The following is a 20745-nucleotide window of genomic DNA, read 5'->3' as shown; positions in this document are numbered from 1 at the left end:
GGCTTGCGGGGTGGATTACCGGCCCAGCGCGGCCGCCCCGCTGGCCAGGCTGGTGATCCGCGCCCAGTCCTTGGCCGCGACGGCGTCCGCCGGAGTGAGCCAGCTGCCGCCCACGCAGGCCACATTCGGCAGCCGAAGGTAATCCGGGGCGGTGGCCAGGCTGATGCCGCCGGTGGGGCAGAACTGCACGTGCGGGAGGGGCGCCCCGATGGCCGCCAGATAGGACGGACCGCCTGCAGGCCCGGCGGGGAAGAACTTCATCGCATCCAATCCGGCTTCCAGGACGGCCATTACCTCGCCCACGGTGGCGACGCCGGGCAGCACCGGGACGTCCAGGGACAGCATGTGCTTGAGCAGGGCCGGGGTGACACCGGGGCTGACCAGGAATGTGGCACCCGCCTGGACGGCGGCGTCGGCCTGGCCCGGCGTGAGGATGGTGCCGGCGCCCACCAGGATGTCCGGCACCTCCTCGGCGATCAGCTTCAGCGAGGTCAGCGCGGAGTCGGTGCGCAGCGTCAGCTCGATGATCTTCACGCCGCCGTCCACCAGGGCACGGGCCAGGGGCACCGCATCCTGGGGGTCGTCGATGGTGACCACCGGGATGACAGGTGAAACGCCAAGGACGCCTGATGCGTCAGCCATGGTTGATCTCATTTCCCAGGCCGTCCGGCCCGTTGGTTTCGATGATGCGGTACCAGTGCAGGAGCAGGTTGCGGAAGCCGCCATGTTCCGCCAGGTCCTGGTCAAAAACGGGCCGGAAGCCCAGCAGTGCAGGCACCACGCTGTCGGCGTCCCTGGCGGCCGGCAGTGTTGCGTTCAGCTCCGAGGCCAGCGGATCGTTGAGGTCGGTTTCCAGGGTGGTGGCCACATGGTGCATCCACGCGGCAATGGCGAGCGCAGCCCAGCGGGGTTCGCGGCCGGCGTCGAGCGTTCCCCTCATGGTGGGCAGCAGGCGCAGCCCTATCTTCTGGGAACCGTCGCTGCCCACTTTCGCGGTGGTGTGGCCCAGGGCGGGGTTGGCGAAGCGGCGGAGCACCTCGTCGCAGTACTGCTCCCCGCCCAGCCCGGCCGGGAGGGTGATGGTGGGCAGCGCTTCCTGGAGCATCATGCGCCGGCAGGCGGTATGGAACGCGTCCACGGCCACGGCGTCGCTGATGGTTTCCTTGCCCGCGGCGAGCCCCAGATAGGCCAGCATCGAATGGCTGGCGTTCAGCAGCCTCAGCTTGGCTGCCTCCCACGCGGCGACGTCGGTGCTGAACACCGCCCCGGCATCCTCCCAGCGCGGCCTGCCGGCGGCGAAATTGTCCTCAATCACCCATTGCTTGAAGGGTTCGGCCACCACGGCGGCTTCGTCCCGAAGGCCAAGTTCACGTTCGACGCCGGCCAGGTCGCCTGGCGTGCTGGCCGGCACCATCCGGTCGACCATGGTGCTGGGGAAGGTTGCGTTTCCTGCCAACCAGACCAGCAGGGGTTCGCTTTCAGGTGCGGGCAGGGCGGCCGCGAAATTCCGGACCAGGGTTCCGGTCAGTTCGCCGTTGCCGGGCAGGTTGTCGCAGGACACCACGGTGATGGCTCCGGCACCCGTGAGTGGCCGTTGCTGCAGGCCACGGACAATTTGCCCGATGGCGGTACGCGGCGGGCGTCCCGAGAGGTCCGCCTGGACTTCCGGGTCCTGCAGGTCAAGGGTGCGGGTTTTCGGATCGAACCGGTATCCCTTTTCCGTGATGGTGAGGGTGACGATCTTTGTGGCCGGTGCGGCGATCCGCTCGACCACCAGTTCGGGGTTGTCGCGCCCGGATATGGCGTCGACGATGCTGGAGACCACACGCAGCGGGGCGGCGTTGCCTCCCCGTTCTGCCACGGTGAACAAGCCATCCTGGGGCGCCAGTTGCCGGGCCACGGTGCTGGAACGCTGGGTGACCCCGATGATCCCCCACTCGAAGTCGCCGGCGGCAAGCATTGCGTCTTCCGTGAAGACCGCGGTGTGGGCGCGGGCGAAGGCTCCCAGGCCCAGGTGGACGATGCCGGGCTGCAGTTTGTCCCGCTTGATGCCGGCGTGGTGTCCGCTGGTTGCCAGGGAAGATGTAGTCAGGCGTTCGATGGCTGCGCTCCTTCGGAGAAGTTCCCGGAGGCGTGCGCCCTGGTCTGTTCGAATGTGGGGATGAAACCGGTACCGCCCTTGCCGCCCACCACCAGCGACGATGCGGCAGCCCCGAAACGTGCCGCCGTCGGGAAGTCGTCGCCCAGCACCAGACGCGCGGTGAGCGTCCCAACGAACGCGTCCCCGGCACCGGTCTGGTCCACCACGGCGGGGGCGGGAACCGCCGGCACCCACGCAGAGCCGGCACCTTGGGCGGCGTCGCCGCTCCATTCGAGCTGGACCCCTTCCGCCCCACAGGTGACGGCAACGTTGGCGGTACCCAGCGAGCGCAGCTTGGCCGCGGCCTCCTGCGGAGAGGCAACGCCCAGCAGGGCATCCGTCTCGCCGGGGAATGACGGCGTGACCAGGAAGGCCTGCGGCGCCAGGGCGGTGAGTGCCGCCGTCGCCTCTTCCACGGTGGTGAGGCGGGGGCGGTAATTGGGATCGTAGACAAAGCGTGTGGCCAGGCCGGCAGCTTTGACGACGGCGGCGCGCGACGTTGGTGAAATGGCGCAGGCGATGCCGCCCGCCACCAGGGCCCCGGCTGCCGCGACAACTTCGGGATCGACGTCCTCCGGGCCCAGGGTGGAACCCACGCTGCCGCTGCGGGCGTAGGAGAACTCGCGTTCGCCGGCAGGATCGCTGTGGACGAGGTAAACGCCCTGCTGGCCGCGCCGGAACTTTAGAAGGTCGGTCGAAACGCCCAGTTCGGCGATACGGGCGGCAATGGCGTGGCCCAATTCGTCATCGGTCAGCACGGACAACAGGCCTACCGTGGCGCCTGCGGCGGCGGCGGAGGCTGCGACGTTGAGGGCGTCGCCGGAGATGCCAAGCTGCGCGGGAACGCCGTGGGCAAAGGGAAGGTCGGTGGCGACTTCGACGAGGATCTCCCCCATCACCACCACGTCAAAGGGTTGGTGGGCTGCAGTGTTCACCAGTCGTGCACCGATCCGTCCAGGCGCCGGTTCACCGGCAGGTACTTGGGGTCGAAGGGGAAGCGTACGGCGGCTTCCTCATTGAACTCTACGCCGATGCCGGGAGCGTCCCCGGGGTGCATGTAGCCGTCGCTGAAGGTGTAGGAGGTGGTGAAGACTTCCCCGGCGGGGTCGCGGTGGCCCATGTATTCCTGGATGCCGAAGTTGGGGATGCTCATGTCAACGTGCAGTGCGGCTGCGAACGAGGCCGGCGACAGATCACCTGCGCCGTGCGAGCCCGAGCGCACGCCGTAGAGGTCTGCGAGGGAGAAGATGCGGCGCAGGTGCGTGATGCCGCCGGCGTGCGAGACGGAGGTGCGGATGTAGTCGATCAGGCGTTCGGTGATGAGCTGCTGGCAGTCCCAGATCGAGTTGAGCACCTCACCCACGGCGACGGGGGTGGTGGTGTGCTGGCGGATCAGGCGGAATGCCGACTGGTCTTCAGCCGGCGTCGGGTCCTCGATCCAAAACGGCCGGTACTGCTCAAGGGAGGCGCCAAGCCGGCCTGCTTCGATGGGCGTGAGCCGGTGATGGACATCGTGCAGGACGTGGACGCCGTAGCCGAACTCCCCTCGGACGTGGGCCATCATTTTCGGTGCGAAGTCCAGGTAGGCGGTGGTCTCCCAGGTGTCTTCCTGGGGCACGTTGCCGCTGGCCGGCTCGTAGAGTCTGCCGTCCACGGGGGCGATCCCGTAGGTCTTGTCCAGGCCGGGCACGGCTGCCTGGGCGCGGATGGCCTTGTAGCCAAGGTCCAGGTGATGCTGGAAGTCTGCGCTGAGGTCCTCAAGGGTGGTGCCGCTGGCGTGTCCGTAGACCATCACGCCCTCGCGGGCCGCGCCGCCCAGGAGTTCATAGACCGGCATGCCGGCCGCCTTGCCCTTGATGTCCCAGAGTGCGACGTCGATGGCTGCGATGGCCGTCATGGTCACCGGGCCGCGGCGCCAGTAGGCGCCCTTGTAGAAGTACTGCCAGGCATCCTCGATGCGGCGGGCATCGCGGCCGATGAGCAACGGGCAGAGGTGCTCGGAGAGATAGGAGGCTACAGCCAGCTCGCGACCGTTCAAAGTGGCGTCGCCGATGCCGGTGATGCCGTCCTCGGTTTCAATTACGAGCGTGACGTAGTTCCGTCCGGGCGACGAAACCACAACCCGTGCGTCGGTGATCTTCACTGGGAGTCCTTCTCATGGTGGTATGCAATGTTCGGTGGCGGTAAGTGCCCGCTGTGAGGGTTCAGAACGGGCACTTACCGCTGTTTTGGTGGGGGTGGGTGTCAGTCCGAGCTGAGGCGGAGCATGACCTTGCTGCTGCCGGCCGCGGGGTCCGCGGCCGTTTGCATGGCTTGCGCCGCGTCCTCGATGGCGAACTTGTGGGTGATGATGGGCGAGACGTCCAGGCCGTCCTTCATGGCCTGCAAGGCATCGGTGATTTCATCCACGAACCTGTAGGACCCTATCCAGGTGATTTCCCGGGTGACCAGGTCCCCCAGCGCGGAGGCCGCAGGGGTGCCGGGCAGGTTGCCCACCTGGACGACGGTGCCGCCGCGGGCCGTGGCGTGCAGGACTCCGCCCAAAACGGCAGGGATCCCGGTGGCCTCGAAGACGAGCTCCATGTCCGTGGGGAGCGCAGTGTCCGAGACGTTCAGTACCTCGTCTGCGCCCATGGCCTTGGCAATCCGCAGGGACGCGTCGCTGATGTCGGTGGCAATCACGGTCCGGGCTCCGGCGTACTTGGCGGCCGCCGTGACCAGCGACCCGATGGGCCCGGCACCGTTGACCAGCACGTCCCGGCCTTGCAGGCTGCCGGCGCGGCTGACGGCATGCATGGCGACGGCGAGCGGCTCCGCCAGTGCCCCACGGAGGGTGTCCACCCCGTCCGGAAGCGGCCGGACCTGGAATGCCTTGGCGAGTTTCCGTTCGCTGAACCCACCGTCGGTGTGGGGGTCGAACGCCGCCGAGCCGAAGTAGCGGATCTGCGGGTAGAGGTTGGTCCTGCCCCGGAGCCGCTCCGGCAGCGCGCCGTCCCCCACCAGTTCGGCGGGATGCACCGTGACGGGCTGGCCCACTTCGAGATGTTCGACGCCGGCGCCCAGCTTGGCGATCCGGCCCGCCACCTCGTGCCCCAGGACGAGCGGTGACTTCAGCGCCGCGGTACCCGACGCTCCGTGGCGCCAGTACGAAAGGTCGCTGCCGCAAATGCCGCCCCATTCGACGTCGAGCACTACCTCTCCGGGCCCGGCGACGGGCTCGGGCCGGTCATCGATGCGGAGGTCGTTGGCACCGTGGACGACGACTGCCTTCATACTGCGTCCTCCAGGCGGACCATGTCGCGGCCGCGGACCTCGGGGCCAACAGCTGCGGAGACCAGGGTGATCAGCGAGTAGCCGATGACCATGGCGGCGAGCGGCCACCAGTGTCCGGTGACTGCGGTAAGCGTTGCCGCCAGCAGCGGGCCGATGGCTGTGGCCAGGATGCCGCCGATCTCCTTGGCGAGCGCCAGTTGCGTGAAGCGGGTGCGGGCACCGAAGAACTCGGCCATGGTGACGCTTTCCATCGCGAAGAGGCTCAGCACGCCCAGGTTCAGGCCGATGACCATGGCGATGGTGATAAGCGCCGAATTGCCGCTGGTGATCATGAGCATCATCGGGATGGCGTAGAGGGCAGTGAGGGCGCTGAGCACCAGGTACAGGGGGCGGCGGCCGAAGCGGTCACCAAGGAGGCCAATCAAGGGGATGGTGACGAAGCCGAGGATCGAGCCGTACATGATCGCGTTGGTGCCCACGCTCTTGTCCGTCATCAGGACGGTGGCCAGGTAGCCCACCAGGAAGGTCTGCACCAGTCCGGAGTTGCCGGCCTGGCCAAAGCGCAGGCCCAGTGCGATCAGGAACGCCTTGCCCTTCTTCTGGTGCAGGGCAGCTTCGATGGTGCTGGTTCCCGCGAGTTCGGGGGCCTTTGCGGCTGCGCTCTTGATCTTGTCCTTGGTGAGTGCCACGCCGTCAACCACGTCGGCACGCTGTTCGAAGACCGGGCTTTCCTTGATGGAGCGGCGGATCCAGACGGCGAACAGCATGATCACGAAGCTGGCAAGGAACGGGACGCGCCAGCCCCAGCTCAGCAGGTCCTCCTGCGAAAGGGAACTGACCAGGATGGCCCACAATGCCGAGGCGCCCAGGGTTCCGGAGTTGGTGCCCAGGCAGACCAGGGAAGAGATGATGCCGCGTCGGCGAGCCGAAGCGAACTCCGCCAGCATCACCGTGGCACCCGCGATTTCCGCGCCGGCCCCGAAACCCTGGATGAGGCGCAGGGCCACCAGGAGGATGGGTGCCCAGATGCCCACCATGGCGTAGGTGGGAAGTACGCCGATCAGGGTGGTGGAGGCACCCATCAGGGCGATGGTGATGTACAGGACCTTCTTGCGGCCGATGCGGTCGCCCATGCGGCCGAAGTAGACAGCACCGAAGAGGCGGGCAACGTACCCCACGCCGTAGGTGGCCATCGCGGCGATCAGGCCGATGACGGGGCTGACGTCCGGGAAGAAGATCTTGTTGAAGACGATGGCGGCTGCCAGGGAGTACAGCTGGAAGTCCATGAATTCCATGGCCGTGCCAAGCCAGCCGGAGACGGCCACCTTTGCGAGGTCGCGGGTGTTCCGGGCTTCAACCTTGCTGCTGGTAGGCGGTGCAATGCTTTCGGTCATCAGTTGCTCCTTTGCAGGTGATGCTGTCTAGGGGGAGGAAAAACGTTGAAGGGGATTGAACAGCGGAAAGCTGTGGACTGCCCGGCCGGGCCCCTCGGATGGGCATCAGTGAACCGGCAGCACTTCGATTTCTACTACCATACAAGCACTACCATTCTAGTGTGTCAACGGGCTAGACTAATGGCATGGCAACGGACAAAAGAGGTGCTTCCCCCCGGCTTTCGGTGCGCGACCAAACCCTCGAGACGCTCCGCAGCAGGATCATCTCGCTGCAACTCCCGCCGGGCGAGCCCCTATCCGAGAACGAGCTGGCGCAGGAGCTGGGCGTCAGCCGCACGCCGGTACGCGAGAGCCTCATCCTGCTCCGCGAGGAAGGACTGGTGCAGGTCTTTCCCCAGATCGGCTCGTTCGTCTCGCTGGTGGACCTGGCGCGGGTCTCCGAAGCGCAGTTCATCCGCGAAGCCATCGAGTGCGCGTCGCTCCGGGATCTCGCCGTGGACGCGGAAGGCATCGGCGTCCTGCGGGGTATTCTCAAGGCGCAGTCGGATGCTGACGCCAGCGGCGACGTGGAGGAATTCTTCCGGCTGGACGAGGATTTCCACCGGGAACTCCTGCGCCTGGCCGGACACGAATCCGCCTGGAGTGCGGTCAACTCCGCCAAGGCACACCTGGACCGGGCGCGACGGATGAGCCTGCTGGACACCCGGCCCGTTTCCACCTTGATCGAGCAGCACACGGCCGTGGTGGACGCACTGGAAGCCAACGACCTTTCCGATGCGGACAGCAGCCTGCGCCTTCACCTTCGCGCCGTCTTCGAGGACGTCCAGCGCATCCAGGAATCCACCCCGGAGCTGTTCTCCGACGCCGCCGCCCGGCGTCCTTCACGGCGGAGCGTTGCCCGCCTGACTTAAGTCACCCAAGGTGTGCGGCCGACGACGGCGGGAAGTCCCGCCGTCGCGCGCGCCCTGGTCAGGCTGGCTGATCAGGAGCTAATCAGGAAGGCATGCCTCCATCGAGCCGTAGTGCAAGTGCGCACCGCCTTGGACGAATTGCCCGAAATTGGGTGCGTCTTCGTCATCAGCCAGGTCCTTGAAGTAGTTCACGTCAAGCTCCCCTGCCTGCGCCTGGGTGGAAACAATAATTCCGACGCAACTGGCGGCGTCGTTGGTTGCCTGGGCCGGAGCGGCGCTCCCAGCGAGGATGGACAGCCCGGCGAGGCTGAAGATGGCAGCGCGGCGAAGAAGGACAGTCATGACTGGAACCGTTTCTGGGATATGGGATTTCCGTTAGCTGCCGGCGGCGGCCAAGGCCCGCAGCAGCCGATAGGGCCGGTTGGTTGCCCCCAGATCGCAGACCCAAACGCGGCGCCGGAGTTGGATGGGCGCCTTCTTCATCTCCCGGCCAGGCGCTTGTGGCGGCTGCCCGCACTGAAAGGGTACTGCTGCGGGACTCCGGCGTCCACGGAAATTCCAACCACCCAAATGGGCTAACCAATTACCCACGGTGCCTGTTTGTCAGTCCCTCTTGCTAGGTTTGATTCCAGGCCAGGGAAACCGTCTCCGGGCCCGCAAACAGTTGGGGAGGCCCCGTGTTTCTGCTGGACGCTGCCGGTCATCATGCCGGATCCGCTGCGCCGCCGGACCTGGTCTTCTCCGCCAGCGACCTTGTGGCAGCTTCCGAGTGTGAGTACCGCACGCTGCGAATCCTGGACGAAAAGCTGGGGCGTACTCCCAAGGCAGAGTTCCCGGTCGATGAGATGCAGAAGCGCGCCGGCGAACTGGGCGACCGGCATGAACAGACCGTGCTGGCCAGCCTGGTGGCCAAGTACGGCCAATGGGACGCGGGCCGCGGGTCCGGCGTCTACTCACTGGACCGCGGCCAAAACCTCCGGGGCGAGCTTCAGGCGAAACACGCAGAGACCGAACTTGCCCTGCGGTCCGGGGCGGACGTCGTGTTCCAGGCCACCTTCTTCGACGGCGAGTTCCTTGGTTACGCGGATTTCCTGGTCAATGAGGCGGCAGGCACCGGGAACCCCGGCCGGTACGAGGTCTGGGACACCAAACTTGCCCGGCACGCCAAGGTGGGGGCCCTGCTGCAGCTGGCTGCCTACGGCGACCAGCTCCTCGGGATGGGGCTGGATCCCTCCCCCGCCGTCACGCTGGTCCTCGGCACCCGCGTCGGCGACGATTGGCTGCGGAGCAGCCATTCCCTGCCGGACCTGCTGCCCGTTTTCCGTGAACGACGGCGGCGCTTCCGCCAACTCACAGCCACCCACCGGGCGGCCGATGGTCCCGTCCAGTGGCAGCAGCCCGGCGTCGTGCATTGCGGGCGCTGCGACTACTGCGCCGAGCAGGTGAAGTTGCACAGGGATCTGCTGATGGTGGCGGGCATGTCCGTGGTCCAGCGACGGAAACTTCATGCTGCGAAGATCACCAGCATCGATGAACTGGCAGCCATGCCGGCCGGCGAAGCCAGGAACTCCGTGGCCCGGCTCCGCGCCCAGGCGAGGATGCAGCTGGGCCTGGACCAGCCCGCAGGCTCGAGGACATTTACCAAGGATGGCCAGCCGCACACGGTCTCCTACACGGTCCTTCCGGACAACACCATCGGATCGCTGCCCGCCCCCAGTGCCGGGGACATCTTCTTCGACTTCGAGGGCGATCCGCTGTGGCAGGACCCGGCCACCGGCGCGTGGGGCATTGAGTACCTCTTTGGCGTCATCGAGGCCCCGGTGCCTGGTGCGGAAGGCGATCCCGTCTTCCGCCCGTTCTGGGCGCACTCCCGTTCCGGGGAGCGCCGCGCCTTCCTGGACTTCCTGGACTACGTGGAAAAGCGGCGTGCCCGGTACCCGGACATGCACGTTTACCACTACGCCCCGTACGAAAAGACCGCGCTGCGGAACCTTTCGCTTGCGCACCAGGCGGGCGAGGACACGGTGGATGACTGGCTCCGGCAGGGGCTGCTGGTGGACCTGTACGCCACGGTGCGGCATTCCCTTCGGATCTCGGAGGCGTCGTACTCCATCAAGAAGCTTGAACCGCTGTACATGGGAGACAACCTCCGGTCCGGGGACGTCAAGGACGCCGGCGCTTCGGTGGTGGCCTACGCCGCCTATTGTGCCGCCCGCGATGAAGGGCGGCAGGACGAGGCCGACACCATCCTGGCGTCGATTTCCGACTACAACCGGTACGACTGCCTCTCCACCCTTCGGCTGCGTGACTGGTTGCTTCGAATCGCTTCCGTGGCCCGTGCGGACGCCCAAGCGTCAGGGGACGCCCCTGCGGCGGCTGCTTTGACCGTTGCTCCCCCGACAGATCCCGCAGTCGACGGACGCCAGGATGCACAGGACGAAACCGCCGAAGAACGTCGGCTCCGCGAGTATCTTGCCGGCCTGCCGGACAACCGCCCGTGGACTGACGACGAGCGTGCCATCGCCATGGTTGCGGCAGCCACCGGATATCACCGGCGTGAGCGCAAGCAGTTCTGGTGGCAACACTTCGACCGGGTCGAGGCGCCGCTGGAAAACTGGTCCGACCAACGCAACGTGTTCGTTGTATCGTCAGCGGAAGTCGTCTCGGACTGGGCGTTGGCCAAGCCCCGGGAACGGATGCAAACCCGCGTCCTGAAGCTCCGAGGCACCATGACGGAGGGCTCCGATTTCCGCGCCGACTCCAACTGGTGCCGGCTGTACGACGCCCCGGGACCTGATGGCATGACCGCCCCGGACGCTGCCCCGGGGACCAGGGCCTACTCCTTCGGGACCAGGATCAGCGAACTGGAGCCGGCACCGGACAGCCCGGAACACTTCGTGACCATTGCCGAGCGGGAGACCGGGAAAGTTCGCGCCTATCCGCACCTTCCGGTGGCACTCACGGAGGACCAGCCCCTGGCCACCGCCAGCATTGAAGCAGCCATCGCGGACATCGCCAGCGCTGTCGGGGCTTCGGTGCCGTCCCTCCCCGCGCAACCGGGCCTGGACATCCTGCGCAAGTTGCCGCCGCGGTTCCACTCGCTGCCAGGGCCGGCGGACGTCCGGCATGGCGACGATGGTTCAGCCGATTACGCGCCGGCCATCACCGAATCTTTGCGGGACCTGGACCACTCCTATCTGGCCGTCCAGGGTCCGCCAGGGACAGGCAAAACCTACGTTGGTGCCCATGTCATCGGCAGGCTGGTGGCCGAGGGCTGGAAGGTCGGGGTGGTTGCCCAGTCCCACAACGTGGTGGAAAACCTGCTCTGCCGGGCAATCGAAACCGGCGGAGTGGACCCCCAGGTGGTGGGCAAGAAACTGGCCGCACCCCATCCTGTCCCCTGGAACCTCACCTCAGAAGGCGACGTGTCCCGCCTGCTGGCATCCCCGGGCGGATGCCTGGTGGGCGGCACCGCCTGGACCATGACCGGCAAGGAAGTCCCCGCCGGGTCCCTCGATCTCCTGGTCATTGACGAGGCCGGGCAGTTCTCGCTGGCCAACACCCTGGCGGTCAGCGTCGCGGGTACGCGGCTGCTCCTGCTTGGCGATCCCCAGCAGCTCCCGCAAGTCACCCAGGGCGCGCACCCGGAACCAGTGGACCAGTCCGCGCTTGGCTGGCTCGCGGCCGGCCACGCCACCCTTCCCGTAAGCCTGGGCTACTTCCTCGCCGATACCTGGCGGATGCATCCGGACCTGTGCCGGGCAGTGTCGAACCTCAGCTACGAGGGAAGGCTGGCATCGGCTCCGGCCGCGTCCCTTCGCGAACTGGAGGTCCTGGCGCCCGGGGTGGAGACGGTGTTCGTCAACCACACCGGCAACGCCACCGCGTCAAAAGAAGAAGCTGCAGAAGTGGTAAGCCAGGCCCGCCGGCACCTTGGCCTGAAATGGACCTGCGGCCCGGAGACCGAATCCCGCCCCCTCGGGCAGCAGGACCTGCTGGTGGTGGCCGCCTACAACGCCCAGGTCCACCTGATCCGCAGGCACCTGGCGGAGGCCGGACTGCCCGATGTCCGGGTGGGCACCGTGGACAAGTTCCAGGGCCAGGAAGCTCCCGTGGTGCTGGTCTCCATGGCATGCTCGGCCGTGTCAGAGGCTCCGCGGGGAGCGGAGTTCCTGCTCAACCGGAACCGCATCAACGTGGCGGTGTCCCGCGGCCAGTGGCGCGCGGTCATCATCCGTTCCCCCGACCTCACCAGCTACATGCCGCACAAGCCCGCGGGGCTGGAGGAACTCGGGGCCTTCATCGGGCTTAGTCCGCGGGATTAGCGCGGGACAGGCCCCCTGACGGCGCCGCGGGAACGTCGCTGCCGCGGGAGCGACTCAGTGCGCCCGGAAGCCCCGGAATTGACCGGAGGCTTCGGACATCGATGCCTCCACGTTGTCCACCCGGCCCGGCGTGCGGCCGGATTTGAGCCACTCCAGGAGCTGGCGCACCTTCGGCTCGGGCCCCTCGGCCACCACGGAAACCGAACCGTCGTCGAGGTTCTTCACTTCGCCGGAAAGTCCAAGGTCCTCAGCCTGGCCCATGGTCCGGAAGCGGAAGCCCACAGCCTGCACCATGCCGGACACGCGCGCGTCCAGCCGGATATTGGCCTGCGCCGGGTTTTCCTGCGCGGGCCCTGCGTGCCTACCCATGGTGGACCTCCTCGTCCGCAGCTTGCCGTCCCGGCCGGGCCGCGCTACCTGTCACCGTTGTTTGGAAACGACAGTCAGCGCGGCCCGGCCGGGCGGATGCATCCCTTAGTTGATGGTGATGTCGCGGGTGGCGTGGTTGTAGCGGATGGTCACCTTGCCGCCGGCGTGGTGCAACTCGTGGTTGGGACCGTCGAACGTGCCGAAGGCACCGTAGTTCTCAGTCCAGGATCGGTTGAGGGCGATCTTGAAGGTGTAGAACCCGGCGGGAAGCTCGGCGCTCTTCTTCCACAGCTGGTCCAGGAAATCGAATTCCATCTGCGCTTCGTCGTACTGCGGTGCCCAGTTCTCCGGGGCACCCAGGATGGTGTTGAAGTCACCAGCCAAGGCCACAGCTTCGGGCTGCGGAAGGGTTTCAACGTCCGGGCCCTCGAACGGCTCGGTGGCGGCGGAGGTCTCGGCAGCGGGGGTTGCTGCTGCTGCCTTGTCCTTGGCCGAAGCCTTGCCCTTGCGTACTGCCTTCACTACGGGTTCGACGGCGTCTTCGATCGCCTTGGCTGCCTTGCCCACCGCCGAGGCGGCCTTCTTCGCGGGAGCCTTCCTGGCGGTCTTCTTCGGAGCCTCCTCCTTGGCCGGAACCTCCAGCGTCGCCGCGGCGGCGGAGACCGGGCGGACAAAGCCTTCGGGAGCCGTGGGAACGGGAGTATCGGCAGGGACGGGAGTGCCGGCGTCGAGCGCTGCGGCGAAGGAATCAGCGTCGGGGAAGGCGACGGTAGCGCGCATGCCGTCCTCGGTGATGGTCCAGCCCGAGCGGCCCTTGATCAGCCAGCCGGCCTTGACCAGCTTGGCGGTGGCGGAGGTGAGGGTCTTGTGGCCGCGCGGGATTCCGCCGCTGAGAAGTTCTGCCTCATGCTCGTTGAACGGCACGCGGGCAGTTGCTTCCGCCAGGACCTGGCCTGCATTCAGTGCATCGCCGGACCACACGCCTTCGGTCAGGACATCGAGCACGGTCTTGAGTCGAAGGTAGGTGTTTTCTGCGGTGGACTTGGCCATGATTCCCCTTATATAAAAGCGATCGGTCTTAGGCATCTTGCCAACAGCCGATTAAATCGCGCGACTTTAATTGGTAAATTCTGCGTGTCGTGACCGACTATGAAGCGGATAGTGCCGCAAGTGAGGCGGAGGTCTCGGGTAAGGGCTGTCTGCATAACCCTCAAGTGCTGGCATGGATGCTGCCCTGCACTCCCCAGACACGCCTGCGGCACTTAGTTTACCGGGCAGAAAGACCGGCTGTTGCCCCCGACACAGCAGCGGTCAGTCGGACACTTCCCTGCCGTTCAATTCCGCCAGCAGCTCCGCTTTCCGCTCCTCTGACGCGAACGAGGAATGGATGGAGTTCGCTGCAAGGCGTGCCCTGTCGAAATCAGAGAGTTCAAACACCGAAGTCAGCTGCGCAAAGTTGTCATCCACGTAGCCGCCGAAGTAGGCGGGATCGTCTGAGTTGACCGAGACGTTGAGTCCGGCGGCCAGCATCGCGGGCAACGGATGGTCGGCCAGAGTATCCACGGCACGGAGCCGGACGTTGGACAGGGGACAGACCGTCAGGGGAATGCGTTCGTCCACCAGGCGCTCCACCAGGTCGGGGTCATCCATGCAGCGGATGCCGTGGTCGATCCGCTCCACGCCCAGGAGGTCCAGGGCTTCGATGATGTACGACGCCGGGCCCTCCTCCCCCGCGTGCGCCGTCAACCGCAGGCCTGCTTCACGCGCCTTCGCGTACAGCCGCTCAAACTTGGACGGCGGGTTTCCCACTTCGGCCGAATCCAGGCCGATGGCACCGATGGGCGCATTCATGGCCAGCAGCCGGCCGAGGACTTCCAGCGCGGAGTCCTCCGGCAGGTCCCGGAGGAATGCCGCGATCAGGATAGTGGAGATACCGTAGTCCTCCTCCGAGGTCGCCAGCACCGATGCCACACCCCTGACGCACGCCTCAAGGGGAATGCCGCGGGAGAGGTGCGCCTGCGGGTCCATCATGATTTCCGCGTGCCGGACCCCGGCGGCAGCAGCCCGCTCCAAGTAGGCCCGGGTCATGTCCGCAAAGTCCTGCTCGGTACGCAGCACCGCCATGTTGGCGTAGTAGAGGTCAAGGAAGGACTGCAGATCCGTGAACTCATACTTCTCGCGGAGTTCGTCCAGACCGGAATACGGCAGCGCAATACCGTTGCGCTCGGCCAAGGCAAAGATGAGCTCGGGCTGCAGCGTGCCCTCGATGTGCAGGTGCAGTTCTGCCACCGGGAGGGGCTTGGCAGGGGCTGCGGGTTCCGCAGGGTCCGTTTCGGTTTCGGGCATGGTGCTGCCGCCGGCAAAGTTGTCCATCCGGTCAGGATAATGCCCCTCCCGGTTTTGCGCCTGCCCGGGACTTCGACGCCTTAAAGACCGCCGGCTCCCCGCAGATGCACTGCACCTACCCGACACCCCTGCTGGAATCTCGATTTGATAACGCCCAAGCGATGTCCTAGCGTGAAATGCATGCCCGCCCGGCGGGCTCTTTGATTGCCCGGTGCTGCCTCCACCAGAACTGCCCAGCGGCAGCCACCGACAGTGACCTCTATTTGTCAGGGGCGGGCAGTGGCGCGACGATCTCCGGGGACGGAACCAGCGCTGGTGGCCTTCAGGAGCATCACCATCATGAAAAACACCAAATTCCGTACTGCCGCACGCCGTGGAGTCACCCTGGCCGCCGTCTCCGCGGCAGGTTTGGCCCTCTCAGCCACGGCGGCCAACGCAGCCACCCCGACCTCCACCTGGGATGCACTCGCCCAGTGCGAGAGCGGCGGCAATTGGTCCATCAACACCGGTAACGGCTTCTCCGGCGGCCTGCAGTTTACCTCCAGCACCTGGGCCGCTTACGGCGGAACCGGCTCCCCCGCGGATGCCAGCCGTGAACAGCAGATCGCGGTAGCGGAGCGGGTCCAGGCCTCCCAGGGTTGGGGTGCCTGGCCCTCCTGCGCGTCCCAGCTCGGCCTGAGCGGGGGCGGCGGAGCCCCGGTCCAGAGCGCGCCCGTCCAGGCTGCTCCCACGCAGAGCGTCCAGGTTCAAAGTGCCCCGGCTCAAAGTGCTCCGGTTAAGCAGGCACCGGCGCCGCGGCATGCTACGTCGGTTGCCCTTAGCGGCGAGACCTACACGCTGCAGGCCGGGGATACCTTAAGCATTGTTGCCGACAAGCTGGGCATCCAGGGCGGCTGGCAGCATCTTGCCGACGCCAACCTGGACACCATTTCGGATCCGAACCTCGTGTTCGAGGGACAGGTCATCCAGCTTCCCGCGTAACGCCTGAGGCGGCATCCCCAGCGGCCCCCTGGCCGCCCGCCTTTTGGAAGGCGACACAGACAGGTCGGCGATAGACAAATTCCGTTGACCAAAAGACGACGCCGGCACACCCCCACAAGGGATGTGCCGGCGTCGTTCTTTTAATTCCCGGGCCGCTGCCGGAGTCGGCAGGGAACCGCCGGTCAGCTGGCCGGCAGTTCGCGGACGATCCGCACCTTCCAGGCGGAGTCATCGCTGGTGTCCAGCAGGGCAACCGTGCCGTGCGCAAGGTTCAGGGCGACACGCTTGACGGCCAGCAACTCCAGGTAGAGGTGCTCGTTCATGCGGCTGGGGGTGTCGATCATGTATTTCACGGCGTCGCGCACCTTGCGGTAGTTGGCGCTGCGTTCGCGGTGCATGTGCAGTTCCAGGGCGGAGCGCTGCTTGAGCCGCGGTTCGTGCCGGTTGAGCAGCGTCACTGCTGCGTGGACCGCAACGACCAGGGCGAGTGAGACTCCGTAGATCCACACGCCGCTGGACAGCAGGAACAGGGGCAGGTTGCCGATGGCCACGAGCGCGATGACCACGCGAAGGGCGGCGATCCGCCGGACCGTCCTGGCCACGGTGGCCATGCCGTCGCGGAACCGGTGCTGGTCCTTGCGCGCGGCGGCGGGATCGATGGTGAACTCGTCGAGGACCAGGATTCCCTGGGCTTCCGGGGCCAGCATCTGCCCGAAACGGGGCAGGGCGGTGCGGGCGTGGGCGACTGCTTTGTCAGGTGTAGATGTCATGAGAGAGCTTCCGAAACGCGGTTGGGGTTGCGGTGATCTTAGTGGTTTAACCTGAACGTCGTATGCATGCGTCCACTATTTGGACATTAACCTCTCCGCGATGTGGCCGTTGGCACAGCAATTGGCACTTCCGCCGGGGACCGTCAGACTGAATAGATGCAAACCTTCCTCCCGTACCCTGACTTCCGCCAAAGCGCCAAAGCCCTGGACACTGCACGGCTGGGCAAGCAGCGGGTTGAAGCGCTGCAGACCCTCCGCGCCCTGGTGATTCCCGGGTACGGTTGGCAGACCCACCCCGCCATCCGCATGTGGATGGGCCACGTGCCGGCCCTCACCATGTATGGGCTGGCGATGGTGGACGAATGGATCGAACGTGGCCACCCGGACAACACCCGGGCGAACATCGCCGAGTTTGCGCCGCAGGCTGCCCATCCGGACTACGCCGCCAAGATCATCCTGCCGCCCTGGCTCGGGGACCCCGACTTCCACCTGAGCCACCGTTCCAAGCTGGTGCACAAGGAACCGAAGTTCTACACGTCCGTTTTCCCGGACGCCATTCCGGACATGGACTACGTCTGGCCAGAACCCCGGCACGAATTCCTGCCGCAGGAACCGGAGGGGGACATTCTCTGGATCCTGCGGGAGCCGCATGACGACGTCGACCCCCAGTCGCTCAGGACCGTTGCGCTTCCGCCGGTGAACCGGAGCGCTGCGGCCGCGGCCGCGATGTCGGCCGGAGATGACGGTTACTCCCCTGTCTACGTGGACGACGGGTCCCGCCGGCCGTCACGGGCGCCCAAGAAGGCGCCCCCGAAGCCTCAGGAGAAGAAGCCCACCCGCAAGCGCGCGGCGCAGGAGGAGGCGTTCCGGACCCTCCCGGGGAAGACGCCGGTTGCGGTTCCGTTCGAGAACGGAGCCAGGTTCGCCGTGGGACAGGTCGTGGGGCGCCCCATCACCCTCGATGACGGCCGCTTTGGCAGGAATTTCGAGGTCATGGAGATCATTGACCGCTCCGCGTTCGCGTACCCGGCGCTGTTGCAGGATCCGCGCGTGTTCTTCCCGGTTGAGGCGCCGTAGGCCGTGACGATTCTTTTGGCAGGGTGCGGCGACCTGGGTACCGAAGCGGGGCTCAGGTTCGCTGCGTCGGGGCACAGGGTTGTGGGCTGGCGCCGGTCCCCTGCGAAGCTTCCGGCAGCCATTGAAGGTGCTGCGGCGGACCTGGGCTCGCCCGAACTGCCGCCAGTCCCTGCGGACACCACCGCCGTCGTCATTGCCGTCGCTGCCGATTCCCCCTCGGAAGAGGCATACCGGACGGCGTATGTACGTGGTGTGGCACATGTCCTGGATGCGCTCGAGCGTGACGGCGTGCACCCGGACCGGGTGTTATTTGTTTCCTCCACGGCCGTCTACGGCGATGCGGGTGGCGGCTGGGTGGATGAATCCACGGCGCCGGATCCGGGCGGCTTCTCCGGACGGGTGCTGGTGGAAGCCGAGGATCTCCTGCACAACAGGCTTGCGGGAACCGGGACCACCGGTATTGCGCTCAGGTTGGGAGGCATCTACGGGCCGGACCGGACGCGGCTGATTGACCAGGTGAAGACAGGCTCGGCCGTGGTTCCCGAGGACGTGCGCTACACCAACCGGATCCACCGTGACGATGCAGCGGCCGCCATTGTGCACCTTGCCACCATGGAGGCTGCGCCCGCGCCGGCATATATCGGCGTGGATGATGAGCCGGCCGAGCTGGGTTCCGTGTTGCGGTTCCTTGCAGCCGAACTTGGGCTTCCAGAACCCCGGGTGGGTGACGCCGGTCCCGCTCGTGGAGGCAACAAGCGTTGCCGTAACCACCTGCTCCGAAGCACCGGGTTCACCTTCACGTTTCCCACGTTCCGGGAAGGGTACAGGGACGTCATAGCAGGGAACGGCATCCGCCATCCGTGACGAAGGCCGCCGTCCAATGGGTTACAGCCAGGTTGGCCGCGGGATGCCTGGCCCGAGCTAAGGCGGGGCATGGAATTTCGGCAGGTCATTGAGGCAGTTGGGCAGCTTGTCGACTTTGCGGGAGTCGCGGTGATGGTGATCGGGGCCGTGGTGTCCCTCCCGCTGGCGATCCGTGGCCATCAGGCGCACCAGCTTCCGCCGGGGGCCGGGAAGCTGGGTTTCTACCGGTCCTACCGCCAGTTGCTGGGCCGGTCCATCCTGCTGGGCCTTGAACTGCTCGTCGCCGCCGACATCATCCGCACCGTTGCCGTCACACCCACGTTCGCCAGCGTTGGGGTGCTGGCTATCATCGTGCTGATCAGGACGTTCCTCAGCTTCTCCCTGGAATTGGAAATCACGGGGCGCTGGCCCTGGCAAAAGGAGCCGGCCGCGGCCCGTACCGGCTCCGCCGCCGCCCCCAGCTGAGCACCCGGGGTTGGGTTTTCCACATAGGGGTTTTGGGGGCTCTTGATTGTCGGTGGTGGCTGGCAGAGTTGGGTTATGGAGGCCATTGGGGAGCAGCTGGACGGGCCGTTCGGCGGGTTATACGGTGGGTTGCTCGGCGGGAACGCTGACGACGCCGGCAGCCGGCGGACGAGTCCGGCCCGCCTTCGCGCCGTCCCCGGCGGGGAGGGATCCGGCCCTGCCATCCTCGGGGCACTTGCCGAAGAACTCGCCACCGCCGCCCTGGCCGCCCCGGGCGTGCTGGCCACCGCCACCTACATCGAGGCCGCCGATTACGCCGCCAGGGTCGAGAACCTTGCCCGCACCGTGGAGTACCTGCAACTCATCTCAGCCCTGACTGTGGACCGGACCCGCACCCAGGCCATCACCCAGGCCGCGGCCAGGACCACCCACCCTGCCGTGCCCTCCCCTGCCGATGACGGCTGCCGCAACACCGCAGAGTTCCTCCGCCTCAGGCTCCGCATCCCCATCCGCGAAGCACGCCGCCGCCTCACCCTCGCCCAGCACACCCTGCCCCGCACCAGCCTCACCGGCGAACCACTCCCGCCAACCCGGCCCCACCTCGCCACCGCCCTCACACCCCACCCCGCCACGGACCGGACCCCGCAACCGCCCACCGGAACCACCCTCCAGGCACCGGCCGTGTCCTCCCACGCCGCGACCCTCATCACCGCCACCCTGGACCGGCTCCAACACCACACCACCCCGCACACCCTGGACCGGATCGAAAAGCACCTCACCACCGCAGCCACCACCACCGACCCCGACTTCCTCACCCGCCTGGCCCAACGCTGGACCGACACCATCGACGCCGACGGCACCGAACCCACCGAAGAAGCCCTCCGCCACACCCAAGGCGCCTTCATCCGCAAACCACGCCACGGCCTGCACCACCTCGAAATCTTCGCCACCACCGACCAATACGAACACCTCCTCACCGTCATGAACACCGCCACCAACCCCCGCACCACCACCCCAAACACCAGCACCGGCACTACCACCCCAACCACCGGCACCGAACACCACGGACGAACAGCCGAAACAGCAGCCGTGCCCGACCTGCCTGCCCAGCCGGCCCTGCCGGACCTGGACCGGCGCACCCGCGCCCAAAAACAACTCGACGGCATCATCACCGCCGCCAAAACCGCACTCGCCACCAACACCCTGCCCACCACCGGCGGCAACAAACCCCAAATCATCGCCACCATCCACTACCGGGACCTCTTCCCCACCCACACCACAGCAACAGCGACAGGAGAACGGCCGGGAATACCCGCACCACCAGGGACACAGACAGGCACAGGGACACGGGCCGGGGCCGGGGCTTTCGCGTTCACCGGCCCCGTCGCCGCCACCACCCTACGGAAAATCGCCTGCGACGCCGACATCATCCCCGCGCTCCTGGGCACCAACAACGAAATCCTCGACCTCGGCCGCAAAACCCGCCTCTTCACCCCAGCCCAACGCACCGCCCTCACCACCCGCGACCAAGGCTGCGCCTTCCCCAACTGCACCATCCCCGCACCCTGGTGCGAAGCCCACCACATCACCTACTGGTCACACGGCGGACCCACCACCACCAACAACGGCGTCCTGCTCTGCAGTCACCACCACCACCTCATCCACAAAGAACAATGGACCATCACCACCACCAACCACACCCCAACCTTCATCCCCCCACCCCACATCGACCCCACCCAAAAACCCCAACAAAACCACTACTTCAAACCCCCACCACCACCCCACCAACACGAATGAACCAGACGGCCTTGCCACTACGGTTGCCCAGAA

General features: G+C 66.6%; 18 protein-coding genes. 7 read left to right on the top strand and 11 right to left on the bottom strand.

The window, feature by feature from the left end:
- Nucleotides 1-15: 15 nt before the first annotated feature.
- From eda to LDO14_RS04605, 6 genes are all read right to left on the bottom strand, one after another.
- Nucleotides 16-642, bottom strand: a complete 627-nt coding sequence (eda, locus tag LDO14_RS04630) for a bifunctional 4-hydroxy-2-oxoglutarate aldolase/2-dehydro-3-deoxy-phosphogluconate aldolase (RefSeq protein ID WP_223993965.1) — start codon at nucleotides 640-642, stop codon at nucleotides 16-18.
- Nucleotides 635-2008, bottom strand: a complete 1374-nt coding sequence (locus LDO14_RS04625) for a mannitol dehydrogenase family protein (RefSeq protein WP_263422499.1) — start codon at nucleotides 2006-2008, stop codon at nucleotides 635-637. The genes eda and LDO14_RS04625 overlap by 8 nt, the downstream gene beginning before the upstream one ends.
- An 80-nt stretch (nucleotides 2009-2088) precedes the next feature.
- Nucleotides 2089-3075: a PfkB family carbohydrate kinase gene (locus LDO14_RS04620; protein WP_018771385.1), complete on the bottom strand. Its 987-nt coding sequence runs from the start codon at nucleotides 3073-3075 to the stop codon at nucleotides 2089-2091.
- A complete protein-coding gene (gene manD, locus LDO14_RS04615) occupies nucleotides 3072-4283 on the bottom strand; it encodes a D-mannonate dehydratase ManD (protein ID WP_223993963.1) in 1212 nt (403 codons plus the stop codon). Before manD ends, LDO14_RS04620 begins: the two co-directional genes overlap by 4 nt.
- 101 nt (nucleotides 4284-4384) lie before the next feature.
- Nucleotides 4385-5413, bottom strand: coding sequence for an L-idonate 5-dehydrogenase (locus LDO14_RS04610; RefSeq protein WP_223993961.1), 1029 nt, complete (start codon nucleotides 5411-5413; stop codon nucleotides 4385-4387).
- Entirely contained in the window at nucleotides 5410-6807 is a 1398-nt protein-coding gene (locus LDO14_RS04605) for an MFS transporter (protein WP_018771388.1), read from the bottom strand. The genes LDO14_RS04610 and LDO14_RS04605 overlap by 4 nt, the downstream gene beginning before the upstream one ends.
- A gap of 185 nt (nucleotides 6808-6992) precedes the next feature.
- Here LDO14_RS04605 and LDO14_RS04600 point away from each other — a divergent pair, with 185 nt between their 5' ends.
- On the top strand, nucleotides 6993-7718 hold the full coding sequence (locus LDO14_RS04600) for a GntR family transcriptional regulator (RefSeq protein ID WP_223993959.1): 726 nt from the start codon (nucleotides 6993-6995) through the stop codon (nucleotides 7716-7718).
- 78 nt (nucleotides 7719-7796) lie between these two features.
- On the opposite strand, the gene LDO14_RS04595 is transcribed toward LDO14_RS04600, so the two are convergent.
- Nucleotides 7797-8060, bottom strand: coding sequence for a hypothetical protein (locus tag LDO14_RS04595; RefSeq protein ID WP_018771390.1), 264 nt, complete (start codon nucleotides 8058-8060; stop codon nucleotides 7797-7799).
- Between the two features lie 335 nt (nucleotides 8061-8395).
- Here LDO14_RS04595 and LDO14_RS04590 point away from each other — a divergent pair, with 335 nt between their 5' ends.
- Entirely contained in the window at nucleotides 8396-12043 is a 3648-nt protein-coding gene (locus LDO14_RS04590; RefSeq protein ID WP_134165881.1) for a TM0106 family RecB-like putative nuclease, read from the top strand.
- A gap of 54 nt (nucleotides 12044-12097) precedes the next feature.
- On the opposite strand, the gene LDO14_RS04585 is transcribed toward LDO14_RS04590, so the two are convergent.
- The 3 genes from LDO14_RS04585 to LDO14_RS04575 form a co-directional block, all read right to left on the bottom strand.
- Complete coding sequence (locus tag LDO14_RS04585; RefSeq protein ID WP_018771392.1) at nucleotides 12098-12412, bottom strand: acylphosphatase; 315 nt, start codon at nucleotides 12410-12412, stop codon at nucleotides 12098-12100.
- A gap of 105 nt (nucleotides 12413-12517) precedes the next feature.
- Nucleotides 12518-13462 carry a glycosidase gene (locus LDO14_RS04580; RefSeq protein WP_223993957.1) on the bottom strand — a complete coding sequence of 315 codons (945 nt, stop codon included), beginning with the start codon at nucleotides 13460-13462 and terminating at the stop codon, nucleotides 12518-12520.
- A 261-nt stretch (nucleotides 13463-13723) separates the two neighbouring features.
- Entirely contained in the window at nucleotides 13724-14758 is a 1035-nt protein-coding gene (locus LDO14_RS04575) for an adenosine deaminase (protein WP_142074044.1), read from the bottom strand.
- 339 nt (nucleotides 14759-15097) lie between these two features.
- On the opposite strand from LDO14_RS04575, the gene LDO14_RS04570 reads away from it, so the two are divergent.
- Nucleotides 15098-15739 (top strand): transglycosylase family protein, encoded by a 642-nt coding sequence (locus LDO14_RS04570; protein WP_056389450.1) that lies wholly within the window; start codon nucleotides 15098-15100, stop codon nucleotides 15737-15739.
- Between the two features lie 182 nt (nucleotides 15740-15921).
- Here LDO14_RS04570 and LDO14_RS04565 read toward each other — a convergent pair whose 3' ends face one another.
- On the bottom strand, nucleotides 15922-16509 hold the full coding sequence (locus LDO14_RS04565) for a hypothetical protein (protein ID WP_018771396.1): 588 nt from the start codon (nucleotides 16507-16509) through the stop codon (nucleotides 15922-15924).
- A gap of 156 nt (nucleotides 16510-16665) precedes the next feature.
- Between LDO14_RS04565 and LDO14_RS04560 the strand changes: the two genes are divergently transcribed.
- The 4 genes from LDO14_RS04560 (at nucleotide 16666) to LDO14_RS04545 (ending at nucleotide 20712) form a co-directional block, all read left to right on the top strand.
- On the top strand, nucleotides 16666-17586 hold the full coding sequence (locus tag LDO14_RS04560) for an MSMEG_6728 family protein (protein WP_142068461.1): 921 nt from the start codon (nucleotides 16666-16668) through the stop codon (nucleotides 17584-17586).
- A gap of 3 nt (nucleotides 17587-17589) precedes the next feature.
- Nucleotides 17590-18450 carry an SDR family oxidoreductase gene (locus tag LDO14_RS04555; RefSeq protein ID WP_144601316.1) on the top strand — a complete coding sequence of 287 codons (861 nt, stop codon included), beginning with the start codon at nucleotides 17590-17592 and terminating at the stop codon, nucleotides 18448-18450.
- A 69-nt stretch (nucleotides 18451-18519) separates the two neighbouring features.
- Nucleotides 18520-18915 carry a DUF1622 domain-containing protein gene (locus LDO14_RS04550; RefSeq protein WP_223993955.1) on the top strand — a complete coding sequence of 132 codons (396 nt, stop codon included), beginning with the start codon at nucleotides 18520-18522 and terminating at the stop codon, nucleotides 18913-18915.
- Between the two features lie 75 nt (nucleotides 18916-18990).
- Nucleotides 18991-20712 carry an HNH endonuclease signature motif containing protein gene (locus LDO14_RS04545; RefSeq protein ID WP_223993953.1) on the top strand — a complete coding sequence of 574 codons (1722 nt, stop codon included), beginning with the start codon at nucleotides 18991-18993 and terminating at the stop codon, nucleotides 20710-20712.
- The last annotated feature ends 33 nt before the right edge of the window (nucleotides 20713-20745 follow it).

Origin of the sequence: Arthrobacter sp. NicSoilB11, assembly GCF_019977375.1 — a bacterium.
Classification (GTDB): domain Bacteria; phylum Actinomycetota; class Actinomycetes; order Actinomycetales; family Micrococcaceae; genus Arthrobacter.
The sequence above is the reverse complement of the archived record's forward strand: the minus strand, read 5'-3'. Positions and strand labels throughout refer to the sequence as shown.